5 protein-coding genes are annotated in these 14,978 nt (G+C 48.2%); all 5 read left to right on the top strand.

The window, feature by feature from the left end; translation table 11 throughout:
* Nucleotides 1-89 precede the first annotated feature (89 nt).
* A complete protein-coding gene (locus tag OXH00_07805) occupies nt 90-1,364 on the top strand; it encodes a hypothetical protein (GenBank protein ID MCY3740909.1) in 1,275 nt (424 codons plus the stop codon).
* Between the two features lie 201 nt (nt 1,365-1,565).
* Nucleotides 1,566-2,702 carry a phosphotransferase gene (locus tag OXH00_07800; protein MCY3740908.1) on the top strand — a complete coding sequence of 379 codons (1,137 nt, stop codon included), beginning with the start codon at nt 1,566-1,568 and terminating at the stop codon, nt 2,700-2,702.
* A gap of 255 nt (nt 2,703-2,957) precedes the next feature.
* The gene (locus OXH00_07795) at nt 2,958-4,349 is read left to right on the top strand and encodes a hypothetical protein (GenBank protein ID MCY3740907.1); all 1,392 of its coding nucleotides are present in this window, start codon (nt 2,958-2,960) and stop codon (nt 4,347-4,349) included.
* 27 nt (nt 4,350-4,376) lie between these two features.
* Nucleotides 4,377-4,787, top strand: coding sequence for a cupin domain-containing protein (locus tag OXH00_07790; GenBank protein ID MCY3740906.1), 411 nt, complete (start codon nt 4,377-4,379; stop codon nt 4,785-4,787).
* Nucleotides 4,788-5,091: 304 nt separating this feature from the next.
* Nucleotides 5,092-14,652, top strand: coding sequence for a tetratricopeptide repeat protein (locus OXH00_07785; protein MCY3740905.1), 9,561 nt, complete (start codon nt 5,092-5,094; stop codon nt 14,650-14,652).
* The last annotated feature ends 326 nt before the right edge of the window (nt 14,653-14,978 follow it).

Below are 14,978 nucleotides of genomic sequence, written 5' to 3'. Positions count from 1 at the left end.
TGTTTTGCTTGGGTTTTCCTCTATAAACCCCGCTTTCTCACGCGTATAGATAATTGAGGGTTTTACTATGACAAACGACTGGAATTTCAATGGATAAAAGCGCACCAGATCAGACGAATGATCGTTCAAAAGAGTCTTATCCGCATGAAAAGCGCAATTTAATTGTATTCGCGCTCAATCAGATTCTGATGCGTCTCGGTTGGATGTTCAAATCCGAGTCTGTGGTCATTCCAGCCTTTATTGATGTCTATACCTCGTCTGGAACTATCCGCGGGTTGCTACCCCTCATTCTACGAATCGGGCAAAGTCTACCCCAGTTTCTGGTGGCACAACGTGTCGCTCGGATGCCCACAAAACGTGGGTTCTTTGTTTTCACCGGTCTCGGTTTTGCGATTCCGTGGTTCATATTGTCCGCAACATTAAGCTTAACGCGTTGGTCAGGGAATGTCATTGTCGCTGTTTTTCTCGCGCTGTGTACCCTGCACTGGCTCGCTGTCGGTTGCAATCATCTGGCGAACGGAACGCTGCAGGGGAAACTTATCAGCCCTGAAAAACGGGGCAGGCTACTCGCCTATTCCAATATCATCGGTTGTACACTTGCGATCGGAGTCGCTTTTTACCTCCTACCGCGTTGGTTTTCTGTGAGTCCACCGCGTTATGCTGTGCTCTTTGGGGCAACGGCTCTCTTCTTCGGGATCGCAGCGGCGGTCAGTTTTGGGTTTAGAGAACTCCCTTCACAGCCAGAAGGGACGGCCCCTTTTTTCAGATTTCTCGGTGATGCACTCCTATCGCTGCGGTACGACAGAAATTTTCGGCGATTTGCAATCGTTATCCTGTTATTTTACTCGATCTGGCCCCTTTTCCCACACTATACCGTTTTCGGGACGCGGACATTAGGACTCGTCCCTTCTGGTTTCGTCACGTTGATAATTGCACAAAACGCGTCCAACGCTATCGGTGCCGGTATCATGGGCAACATCGCAGACCGTTCAGGGAACCGATTTGTCTTGCGTATCCTGATATTCATCAGTGCCTGTATGCCGTTGTTAGCAGTCGGCATTAGTCGGATGCCAACCGGTGCCCAGTTTTATTGGATTATCTTTGCCCTTATGGGATTTACACCCGTCTCAGCCCGCATCGTCACGAATTACACGCTTGAAATCGCGCCACAGGAGAAACACCCGCAATATCTCGGCGTGATGAGTCTTTTTCAAGCAATCCCGCTGTTCGTTTCCCCGCTAATTGGCGCGTTAATCGAAGAATTCGCTTTTGAACCGGTTTTTATCGGCGGCGGTGTGCTTGTTTTGGTAGGATTTTTACTAACCTTCCGATTGGCTGAACCGCGATTTAGCCAAAGTGCCTAAGAATCGGCGTTCTATTACATTTAAAACTTGCGTATTTCCTCTTAAAGTCCCCCTCATAAGGGGGATTTAGGGGGTTTTTCCAGACAAGAAGATGCAGAAAGTTCCCTTGATAAGAGGGATTTAGGGGGTCTTTCAGACAAAAAAACGAAAACTAAATAATTGTATTCATATAAAACCAATGTGAATAGGAGGAACACCATCATGGCAGAGAAGATGTCGTGCCCATTTTGTAGGACCCAAGTTGAATACGCTATCGGAAATTCACCGGATTGGTACCGCGATCCGTCCTTACCCGTCTACCGAATCGATTGTCATGATAAGTGTAGACAGTATTGGCTTGAAGCAATCTCTGATCCGCACCCGCAGATTGATCCCGCCATCCTTGCCTTCTTGGATTCACGCAATAATGAACAGCGAACCTTTATCTCCGAATCAACACGACACGCGTGTGACAGTGGTATTTTGATAGTTTATAACAAAAATATTTTACAATACCTTGTCACCGATTGGCACTATGCAAAAGCGGCTGTTATGTTGTATGCGTTGAATAACGTTTCATTCCAAATCAGTGGTGTCGGATTTGATTTTGCGAATATGTTGTTTTTCTTGCACACTGAGGATACTCGATTCACACTGAGAATCTATCAGGCTGGAACTTCTATTGATAAAATTCAATCTGAAATCTATTGGTTACAAGCACTTTGGAACGAAGCGAGCATCAAAACCCTCTCTCCCGTGCCCGGACGTGATGGCGAAATGATTCAGTGTGCCTCACCAAACGACCTACCGCTGCGCTATGCGACTGTATACGATTGGATCCCCGGTGAGACGCTTCACGGACTCTCCGCAGCAGAAAAAACACCGGAACTGATTCGGGAGCTTGGGATCATGGTGGGGCGCATGCACTCCGTGTCAGAAACATTAGAATTACCGAACTGGTTCACCCGCCCGCGGTACGATACAGACTGGATTACAGCGAAAATTGAAGCAGCACTTGGAAGCGATACGGACACCTCGGCGGCGGAACTTGCGAAACTTACCGCTCTCTCTTCGCGCTTCTCACAATTTGTCACGGAACACGGTGAAGAACGAAACGTTTTTGGACTGATTCACTCGGATCTGGAACCCCATAATATCATTATCTCCGATGGACAACCTTCTCCAATTGACGTGATGGAGTTTGGATTTGGTTATTATCTCTCAGATATTCTGACGCTTTCACGCCATTTCAGTGAAGAGGAACAGACAATTTTCTTTGAGGGTTATCAAGAAATTCGTCCACTCCCGACAAATTACCGTCAACAGTTGGCTCTATTTGAAGAGTTGCGCGTGCTGTAACTTAATAGGTAAGTTTAGTGCTTTGTCCATTTTCAAATTAAAGGTAAATTCAGTTCGTAGTAGGGCATCATTGCCCGTTCAGTGCAGTTCGTAGTAGGGCAATTCTGCGGCGTACTCGCCCAAATGCGAAGTGCATTATTGCCCGTTCAGCAAGGCAGTGCGATAAAATGAAACACGGCCATTGTGATTGACTTACGTTCGCATTTATGATAACATGGCTGCACGAAGGACACAGAATATCTAAGGAACCGATGCATGGAACACCGCTATCTTTTCCTTGATCTGCATCACATCACCCGGATCGAAGGGTTGTATCGCCGGATACACCAGCCGCAACGGCATCCCAATAACCCTGTTCTGCGCGGCGAAAATCCATGGGAGAGTGTCGCATCGCTCTATGGTACAGTGCTTTACGATCCAGAGAATTCATTGTTCAAAATGTGGTATCTCACAGGACCTTATGTGGACGGAATCGTACAGGTCCGTCAACGAAGTGCGCTCGGCAATATAACACTCCTCGCTTATGCCACTTCAACCGATGGGGTGCACTGGGAGAAACCTATCCTAAACCAAGTCGATTTTGAAGGCAGTGTCGAAAACAATCTCGTTGACATCGGACGCACAAACTGCGAAGGCGCAGCTATCATCTACGATGAACGTGAAACCGACCCCGCGCGTCGTTACAAAGGCTTCTATTGGGAACACGGAGGGATTGACACCTTCATTGAATACGAAGGGCGTACGATCTGGGGACGTGGTGAAGGGGACGGTATGTGGATGTCCTTTTCACCCGATGGGGTCCACTGGACGAACTGTGAAACCAATCCCGTTATTCCGATTGATAGCGACACGACCCAATCCTTGGTGTGGGACCCGAAAATACAGAAGTATGTCGTCTTTGGAAGATTCGGGGCAGGTGGACGTAAAATCGCTCGTGCCGAGAGTCCCGACGCAATCAACTTCAGCCGACCCGAACGCGTCTTTGAATGTGATGAAGTTGATGAAGAAGGGACGCAAATTTACGGCATGCCGATCAACATCTACGAAGGCATCTATCTCGGCATGATCTGGGTCTATCGCGAAGGCGTTGATGGCACAATTGACACGTCGCTCGCAACAAGTCGTGATGGTATCAACTGGCAACGCGTCTTGGACCGACAGACTTTCCTGACGCTCGGGCAACCGGGCAGTTGGGAAGACGGCATGACGCGGATTAGCCAAAATTTCATCACACATAACGACCAAATCTATTTTTATTACGGCGGCGTGAACGGACCCCATACTGGCAGAAAATTCAAACAGGTCGAACGGAAGCACAAGTCCATGCTCGGCTTGGCGACTTTACGACGGGACGGATTCGTCTCCCTTGATGCAGGTGAGACGCAAGGATACATGCTGACAAAGCCTTTGACAATTGATGGCGGAGAATTACACCTCAACCTTGATGCAAGTCAAGGCTATGTCATCGTCTCGGTCACCGATGATATTGGGACCCCTTTGAAGAATTACACCTCTCAGCAAATCGTTGGCGATCCGTTGGATGCACCGGTTAAATTCAACAGTCCGTTAGAAGCACTCAAAGGCAAAGAGATACGCCTACGTTTTCAACTCAGAAATGCAAGTCTATATTCCTACTGGTTTGTTTAACTACCATCCATCCTTAAGGAGCAAAAGATGAAACATATCTACCACAAAGAAGATGCAGAAGTCGTCCGCGTTGAAGGTGAGGCACCGCGAACACTCTACACACTCATCCAGCCAAATACAGCGAATACCGAACATTTCGCAATGGGCTTAGAGGAGATTGACCCGAATAGTGAAATTCCTATCCATTCCCACAGCGAAGCCGAAGAGATTATTTTCGTCTATGGTGGACAAGGCAAAGCGTATGTTGGTGATGAAGTTGCCGACCTGAAACCCGGCACAGTCATCTATCTTCCACCGAATGTTGAACACCGATTTGTCAACACAGGCGACGAACCGCTCTGGATTACGTGGACGCTCTCACCCCCCGGTTTTGAGAAGCAAATTCGTAAGGTCGCTGACGGTTCCGCCGGAATGGAAGTTTTTAGCGAGTCTGATTAAAATCGATTTTTGCATAAAATTATGCACCTTTTTTGCCCTTAAAGTGTGTCACTATAAGTGAACCATAAGTGTCAATTTTAGAAAAAAGGCGTGTTTCCTGCACTCAGAAAGCCTTCCGAAACCGAAACCTTTGCATATCAGATATAAACTGTGAGGTGAATGTTCGCTCCTGAGTTCCGTAGGAACGGTATGTTTATAGCAAACCCACAAATATTAAAATCGTTATCTATTTTGGGAAATTGATTTAAAAGTCTCAAAAATTTTTAGGCTTTCCAACGCCAAACATTTCCTCAAGGAGATCTTCATGTTCACAAGAGAAAAATGCTTAAGCGTCGCGTGTGTGCTTTATCTACTATCCTGCACTCTCTACTATCCCGCAATCACCCTCGCCCAAGACGAAAAAGTTGTCGAGCGCTACAAATTAATGCTCAGTCGCAACCCAAAAGAGGGAAGTACGTTCGACCGACTCTACCAATTCTATCTTGAAGGTGATGGCTTAGATGCTATGGTTGCCGATTATCAAGCGGAAGCACAAGCCAAACCTAACGATTCAAACCTCCAACTTATCTTGGGTCATATCCATAAACGCCTCGGAAAAGATGCCGAGACACTTGCTGCATATCAACGTGCCGTTGAACTGGCACCAAACGGTTATTATCCCCATTTCGCATTAGGGCAGATGTACGCAACCCTGCGTCGGCATGAGGACGCAATCCGCGAGTTAACGAAAGCCGCAGAATTATCAGAACAGACACAGACCGCATCTCCTGAAGAATTGATGACGATTTACAAGGCACTCGGACGCGCCTATTTCAGCCGAGACCGCGTAGACGAAGCAATTTCGGCATGGACAAAAATCTCTGAACTGGATCCAGAAAACATTTTTTCCCGCATTGAACTCGCAGACCTCTTCCGAGAACAACAACTCTACGAACAAGCCATCGCGCAACATGAAGCGATTATCGCACTTAAAACCGACGATCCATATCGCGTCTGCTTGAGTCGTCGGGAGATCGGGAATATACACGAGGAAAAGAGTGATTACGAGGCTGCCATTCAAACCTACGAAGCCGCATTGGCGTTGACGGCACCCGGAAACTGGTTACGCAAAGACCTTCAGCATCGCATCATCGGCATTTACGCCGCTGACGGAAACTGGGAAGGCTTAATCACACACTATAAAGAAAAACTTGAAAATACACCAAACGATCCAGAACTCATCGGTTTGCTCGCCGAGGCACATATTGAAAACCAGCAGTTAGACGAGGGCATTGATGCTTATCAGAAGGCACTTGAACTCGCACCGACAGACACTACGCTCCGCTTGAACCTAATCGCTGCACTCCGCAACGCTGAACAGTTTGAAGCAGCGGCTGCAGCTTACGAATCCCTCAGCGAGCAACAACCCGACGATTTCGGTCTCTACCGCGAACTCGGTGAGTTGTATTTACAATTAGATGACGAAGACAAAGCAAGAGCAACCTATCAACGGATGCTCGAACGCGATCCCGATAACGCAAGCACGCACCTTATCCTTGCCGAGATTTACGCCAATCATGAATGGATGGATGATGCCGTCACAGCATATCAAAAGGCGATTTCACTGGCACCCGGGAACCTTGATTACATCGAATATTTCGGCGAATTTTACTTCCGAGAAGGAGATCGGGCAAAAACTTTGGAGACATGGAACAGAATGGTTGCTGGTGATAAGGCAGTCGCCGAAAATTATGACCGTCTCGCGAAGCTCCTTGATAGCAAAGCACGCGTCCTAAACAGCGGCACCGAAGCTATCGCTGCAAGCCGAAAAGCCGCTGAGTTAGCACCCGATGTATACCGTTATCGTGAGGCATTGGCGAAGCGACTTGTGGAGAACAGAGATTATGACGAAGCACTAACGGAATACACTGAAGCCGCGAAACTCGCACCGAACGAATTTTTCGCTGAACAGATGGATAACCAACGCATCGAAATTTATCGGCGACAAGGGACGCTTGTTGAAAAAATTAGTGCGCTGGAAACGGCACTTGAAAAACCAGACATTGCGGCTGCGGATGCTTTCAACCAATACAAGCAGCTCGCTAAGATGTACCTTAAACTCGGCAATACCACCTATGCACTTGAAGTCCTTATGAAAGCAAAGGCTCTTGAATCCAATGACGTTCTTGTTAACCGTTGGATCGCGGAAGTATACACTTTGCAGGGACGGCGTGATGATGCCAACGCTATCTATACCCACCTGATTGAAGTTGACAGCGCAAATGCCCGCGAATACTATACAAACATCGCGCATTCCTATCTCGAAGTCATGGATTTTGATGCCGCTACGGATGCAGCGAAGCAAGCAATTGCCCACAGCCCGCGCAACCCTGAAGGGCATCAGATGCTCGCACTCATCGCGAAGCAGGCGGGAAACTACCAGACGGCTATTGATAGCTTCAAGCAGGCGATTCGGCTTCGACCAGAATCTACTAACATCCGTTCCGAACTTGCTGAAATTTATAAACTTTCAGGAAACCCTCGACAGGCACTTGAACAGTACTGGCGGTGTTGGGAATTGAGTGGAAGCATCAGTGATAAGCTCGCTTTTGTCAAACCGCTTTCTGAGGTATATTACGACTTGGGACGACGCGGCGAGTTGGAAGAAAGATTGAAACAGATGTCGAAAACCAACACATCTGATGTAGGTTCCGTCGTCGCATTGGCGAACCTCTATCAGATGGAGGGCGACTTGCCTAACGCACATTTCCAGCTGGCGCGTGCTTTGGATCGGGAACGCGATAACCCGGATCTCTTGGCACAACTCGTCAAAATCAGCCTTGATCTCGGTGATACACAGGATGCACTCACCTATCAACAGCGACTCGTCAAGGCACAACCGAATCCTATGCATAGGCAACGGCTCGGTGAATTACTATTTGATGTCGGGCGGGAACAAGAGGCGATTCAGGCGTGGACTAAACTTCTCCATACCAAAAATCAACCGTTTGACGCAGAGATTAAACTCGCGACTTTACTGATTCAGCACGGATTGTTAGATGAGGCGATTTCTGTGCTTGATCGGGCAGCAGAAAAGGTAACAGGTCCAAACGCGCATCTTGAATTGTATCAACTGGGTGATGCCTTCGTCGAAATGAACGAATATGACCGGGCACGTCCGCTGTTTCAAAAGGTGCTTGACATGCCTGAACCGACGCAGCATGCAACACAGAACCTAATCACAAATACACCTCACGCGACATCTGGACCTCCCGGAATCAGGACAGATAGATTTGATTTGCCGCGAACGCTCACCTCTCGAATTCAGCGATCCGCATTTCAGATTCAGGGGGGACGGCAAACCCAGTGGATACCGAGGAACTTTGAAGAGGCGCAAGCGGGCGCGCTCGTACAGATAACCACAATCGCGCAACAACAACGAAAATTGGGAGAACTCATCAATCAGGTTGAAGCACAAGTGGATGCCGATCCGAAAAACATAAAGGGCCTCGAAACGTTAACACAAATCTATATCTTAACCGGCAATACCGACAAAACGAATGAAACACTTGAACGGCTAATTGCCGTATCACCCAACGACCCTGTCTATCACGGAACGCGCTTGACTCGATTAATCGGACAAGGCATCAGCTATGAAACGCTGAAAAAATATCTTGATGAAATAACCGCTTTAGCCCCTGACGCACGGCTCTGGTATATCGCACGATATGCAAGTAACTTCTATCGGCACGGACGGAAAGAAGATACCGAGAAACTGGTGGTAGAACTTGTAGATGCAGAAGTGTCTGACCTTAATACAGGCGCGACGATTGTGAGTACGCTCGCACGGATGGGGAAAACAGACGCTGCCGAAAAAATCCTTACACAGATTCAGGTACCAGGGCTTTCAACGCCGCAACGTCAGTCAGCACAAAATACGCAACTGCCAGCAAGCGGCGTAGGGGTTGGGTTCCCCAATCCCTACGCATCACAGCAATGGCGTCAGTATCGGGATATTTATCAAAATCTCGCCACTGCTTATATTCGTGAAGGACAGACCGACAAAGGGATTGCGCTGTTCTGGAACTTCTTTGAACGAACCAAACCGCAAGCGACAAACGCACGGCGCGTCGCAACCTTAGCATACGCAAATCGCTCTTACGCCGGTTACACATCCCTACAGACAAACTATCCATCGCCGACGACTTACTACGATCAAAACCGTTTACAGTTCCTCCAGCGGGTTTTCAGTCAATTGTGGTCCCGCAATCAGCAGGAGGCATTATACAAAAAATTGCAGACTGAATTGGAGAGTGCGACAGGGAGAGACCGGATCTACCCGAGTTTAGCACTCAGTTATTGCTATTGGTGGGCAGGGCAGCGTGACGATGCCCAAGAGGTGCTCTCCGCGCTTCAAAAGGAATTCCCTGAGGATCTCACCCTTAAACTAAACACGATTTTTGCCTCTATCCAAGCAGGACAACACGCCGCAGCATTCAAATTAATTACCGGACTCGCTGAGGCGGATCCAAGAAACCGCAAACAGTACCATGAACTCACACTCCAGCTTGCCGTGCAGACAGGCGATACCGTTGCTGTACGCGAATTGGTGACGAAGGTACTCAATTCACCGAGTGGGACTCGTGAACTTTATCAATTCTCGCGAATCCTCCAACAGAACGGACTCACGCAATACGCAATCGCTATTGCCAAAAAAGCGATGACCTTGGCAATGGGTGAACGTGATCCGAACTTCCTTGTAGATTTAAGCCAACATTTGGATGACTTAGGGCGAGGACAGGATGCCGCACGGATCGCCGCGCGCGCAATGCAGTTCGTCAACCAGCGCGACCGATACGGACGCACATTGTATTCGTGGGACTTTCGACGCGCCGTACAGACCGCCGGGCGTGCAAAAGGGTTGCGAGAACGCGAACCTCTGCTCGTTGCAGCTACCCAGAAAGACCCTAATTCGTTTCAGGCACGCGTCAGATTGGCGACGTTCTATGAACAGACAAATCAGGTGCAAAAAGCAGCCGAAGCATTTGACGCAGCACTTGCCCTGCGTCCTCAAGACACTATGACACGACAGCGATACGCGCAGATGTTAGAGCGCCGCGGCAAGGCGAAGGAGGCTGTAACGCAATACCTGATACTCCTCAAAGAGAATCCGAACGCACTCAGCTACAACTATTATCAGGTCATGCAGACTTTCTTTTCCGCAGGCAAAGTTGATGAACTCGTTTCGCTCGCGAAAGATATGATCGTTCCATCTGTCGGACTGAACTATAGCAACTTTTTCGCAGAAGGCGTGGCACGTCAGTCCCTTGAAAACAATAATCCTAAAGCCGCTATTGAACTCTACGAAAAAATTATTGCCCTGCAGCCAAACAACGCTTCTTCCTATACCGCATTGGCTGCCGCTTATGTCGCCGCAGGTGATCGTGAAAAGGCGATCCAGCTCCTACGCGAAAAACTCAACGCAAAAGATACGACACTCTCGCGAGATCCACACGCACAGGTAGAGATCGTATCAAAACTGACTGAGTTCTACAAAGCATCAGAGCAGATAGCGGAATTGCTAACCGAATATGAAGCAAAACTCGATGAGAAACCCGACGACGCGTTGCTAACTTATCTCGTCGCTTCTATGAAGATTACAGCGGACGACCTTGAAGGAGCAGACGCGCTCGTTGACAAACTCCTTGATGATTCAACACTTGTGGATACACACTGGTTAAACAATCTCGCCGACGCTTACCGAAGCGCGAATGACAGAGATCGGGAACTGCGTTTGCTGGAGTCTACAATCGCAAAAATCAATCATCAAGATACACGGCATCTTACGGAAACCTATCAAAAACTTGGCACGGCTTATGCCAAGAAGGGTGAGAAAGAGAAAGCGCAAGATACATTCCGTAAGATGGGGACCCTCCGCCTACTTCAGAGGCATGGCTCCTATGAGAAAGAGCAAATCGCGAACACGTACCTGCAACACGAAATGTGGGACGATGCTGAGGCACTCTTTACCGAGATCATTAATGACTTCTCAACACAACAGTGGACCCGTGAACAGGCGCAACGACAGTTGATGCAAATCAAGCAGCGACGTGATGGGTTGGCGAAGACAACCCGTACGCCTGAGAAAACGGAAAAGTTTGATGTCGGGATGCAAAGAACGTTAGCACAACAGTACGTCCAACAGAACGAGGTCAAAAAGGCGGTAGAAATTTACGAGAAACTCGCAGAGGTGATGCCGGATGATCTCGAATCACGCGCACAACTCGCAAATCTCTATTCACGTCAAAATAAGCACGATAGGGCGGTAGATACTTGGAACGCCTTACTTGACGAAGATCCCGAAAACACGAAGTATCAGGACGGACTCGTTGATTCTTACCAAGCTGCTGACAAAACCCCCGAAGCACTTGAACTCGCACAGCAATACATTGAGGCGGATACAGAGAACGGTGTTCACTATGCGCGGCTCGCGAAACTTTATGCTGCCGAAGACCGCGTTGACGATGCCATTGAGGCATATAAAAAAGCCGTTGAACGTAATCCCGGTGACGGGCGCGTCTATCGTCAATTGGCACAACTCTACCTTCGGAAGGATGATCTGGATGCCGCAGAGAAGGCATTCAAGGATGCCATCCAATACACAGGACAAGAGTGGGAACGTCGGAGTATAGAACGGCAGCTCATGACCGTCTACAAGCGTCAGGGCAAATTAGAAGAGATGCTAAAGCAGGCGGAAGAGGCTGGCACGATAACGCTTGAGATGCAGCGAAACCGCGCACAAGACTACCGGAACGCCGGTGAATTTCAGAAAGCAATTGAGGCTTATAAGAAAGCCTTGGATATGACCACGCAAAGTTATGAACGCGGGAACATCACCAACGAGTTACTGAAACTATACGTCCAAGTTGGCGATAACGATTTGGCGGTAGAACTCTATGAGAATCAGTCTCAGTCCGGTCCAATGGGTAGTTTCTCTATTAGTTCCAGTTCGTCCGGTTTCAAAATTATGACTGCTGGAGATGAGGCGCGCGAAACCTTGATTAATGCCTATAAAAATCAAGGGAAACTTGGTCAATTGGAAACCATCTTTAACGACAAACTCGAAAAGGACGCACAGAATCCAGCGGTTCTTGAAATGGTTGCTGAAATTTACCGGAATGCACGCGATTATGAAAAGGCGGCAGAAGCATATCAGGCACTTTGCAAAGCACAACCCAGTAACCTCAATAGTTTTTTCTATGCCGCTGCCGCGCTGCAAAAAAGCAACCAACCAGAACTCGCAGAAAAGTTGATCAGTCAAGGTGAGACCGCGGTTTCAACCAATCCGCGCGCGCCATTCGATATCTTTTTACTCATGACACTTGCCTCTATCTGTGCTGAGGGTGAGTTGTACGACTCGGCAGTCAAGTTTGCTGAGGACGCTGTGGCTGCAAGCTCACGGATGGGCGGGGGGCTCTCTTCGCTGAACGAGTATGTATACGAAATCCTCGGGCAGAGTTACCTCGGCGCGAAACGGTATGAAGAAGCCGTTGACGCTTATAAACAGATGGCGAACATTGCCAGATTTGACCAAGGGCGGGAAAGAGCAGAGGCGGCAATACGTCAGGCTTACACTGAAGGGAAACTCTATGAAAAGCAGATTCCCGAGCAGTTACAGAAGATCAAGGAAAACCCTGATGACCTTGACGCACATTTCGCACTTGCTGAAAGTTACGAATTAGGCGATAAGGTTGACGAGGCAATCGCCCAATACCAAAAAATCAGTGAACTTCAACCTGATGATGCACAATGGCACAAAAAGATTGGTGATCTCTATCAAAAGCACCGTCAGACGGAGAAAATTGTTGAAGATACGGCACTGGATTTGGCTGGAAACGGAAGTTTCGTGGAGATTACCGATAGTGCTGCGCTGAACAATATTAGCCAGCAGGTAACCCTGACCGCATGGATCAAACCGATCGAATACCCTAACAGGTATACCCCCATTCTTTATAAGGGGGATGAGCGGACACCCGAAATCAGCAACCGAAGCTACACACTCTGGCTACGGAATGATGGTACAGTCCAATTCGCTGCATCGCCAAGTGGTGAGGCGGAGAGAGGTGTATATTCACCGCCAGGATCGGTTACACTCAACAAGTGGTACCACGTCGCTGGGGTCATTGATGCCCCAAGGAATTTCATTAAACTGTTTATTGATGGGGCTGAAGTCGGGACCCGAGACTTTAGAGGGAATCAGAACATTTATGAGAGCAACCTGCCCGTCCGAATCGGCGGTTCTCATGAAGAAGAGTGGGTAACGCATGCTTCATTTATAGGGCAAATTGATCGGGTCGCTGTCTGGGATGTCGCACTAACAGCGGATGAGATCCGTTCAAATATGAACACTCGATTGAAAGGGGACGAACCCGGCTTAGTCGCTTACTGGGAATTTGACGGAGAAATGGAAGGGCATATCCCTGACGCGTCACCTAACAAAAACAACGGTAGACTGGTCGGGGAGGCTAAACTGGAGCCTTATACCCGTCAGATCGTAGCTGTGGTAGACGCAGAACAGTTGACGCAAGCAGCTGCAGCATATCAAAAAGCGATTCAACTTGAACCGACCTCTTATGAACTGTACAACCTATTGGCACAAACCCACGAGAAAGCAGACCGGTTGTCAGAAGCGGAAACGGTGTATCGTCAGGCATTAGATGCTTCCCTTGAAGAGAGCGAACACAATGCCGTAGTCCGGAGCATCTGGAAGCTTTACGCCGACAAAGATCAGAAAGATAAAGGAATTGCTGTTCTTGAGGAATTAAGACCGAAAATGGGAACAAGTGTTTCTTTACTGGAATTGTTAGGCGATGCCTACAAAGCAGCAGGCGATGCTGAAAAAGCAGATGTGGCATACACCGAGTGGCTAACGATCCAACAGAAAAACGCAAACCGGCGACAAAGTCCCGCTGGTTATCGCAATCTTGCAAGGCAGATTCTTGACAAAGGTATCATGCCGGAAAAAGGATTGGAATACGCTGAACGCGCATCGCAAATGGGGTCCGGGGCAAGCTACACCGAAACGTTGGCGCAGGCGTATGTCGCTAATGACCGGTATGATGAGGCTTTAGTACAGCTCAAACAACGCCTAAACACCATGGAACAGGAGGCGTTTGGACGCTGGTTGTCTTCATGGATTGCTCGGGCAGGTAAGAACGCTACCGACAAAGGACGTTACGTTGAAATGTTGGATGAATTAATGGATACCATGTCTGGCAATCTGGGTATTCAATTAGATATTAATCTTAAGTTGGCGGAGTTCTGCCGTGAAAACGCTATGCCAGAAAAAGCGAAAACGTATGTTCAAAAAACAGGCGTTATCGCTGAAGATTCATGGTTAATCCTCGGTCCCTTTGACAACACCAAAGGTGTTGGTTACGACACGGCGTACATCGCAGAAGAGGCAACACAGATCGACACAACCGCAAAATACGATGGTGTAGACGGACAGATCAGTTGGCAAAGAAGCACCGATGACACACTCAACGGCTTCATTGACCTCGGACAGGATGTCAATTGGCGTGTCGCTTATGCGTTTGTGACCGTTACCTCGCCTGATGAACGCGAAGCACAAATCCGTTTTGATAGCGACGACCAAGGGACAGTCTTTCTAAACGGCGAAGAGGTGTTCACAAATACCGGTGCCCATAGTGTCAGAATTGACCGTTATACGATTCCTGTGACGCTCAAGCCCGGCGAAAATAGCATCCTCGTCAAGGTCTGCAATGAAGAAGTCAATTGGGAATTCTATCTACGGATTACCGACCCAGACGGAAAACCGTTTACAGATCTGAAAATCGGCAGTCCTGACCCTGAACCCCGTTAGTGATAATCTGTCTTCTAAACGCGGTAGGTGTGGTTTCATGAAGATTAATTACTTAAATCGGTAATTCCGAACGTGCGATAAATCGCACTACTACAAGCAGAACCGTTCGTAGTAGGGCAATTCTGCGGCGTATTCGCCCAAATGCGACGTGCATTATTGCCCGTCCCGCACCTACCACTTACTGACCGCTGATAACTGAATGCTGATGGAAACCGAAAACTGAATACCGAAATGAAAACCTGATTAAACTGGTATGGTCAACAGACTTATGGTATAATTTTCTCAAAAAAAATAAGATGACAACCCAACTCGCGTTTGAAGGAGGT

The organism is Candidatus Poribacteria bacterium, from assembly GCA_026706025.1.
Taxonomy (GTDB): Bacteria; Poribacteria; WGA-4E; order WGA-4E; family WGA-3G; genus WGA-3G.
Note: the sequence above shows the minus strand (reverse complement) of the source record. Positions and strands in the feature narration are given on the sequence as shown.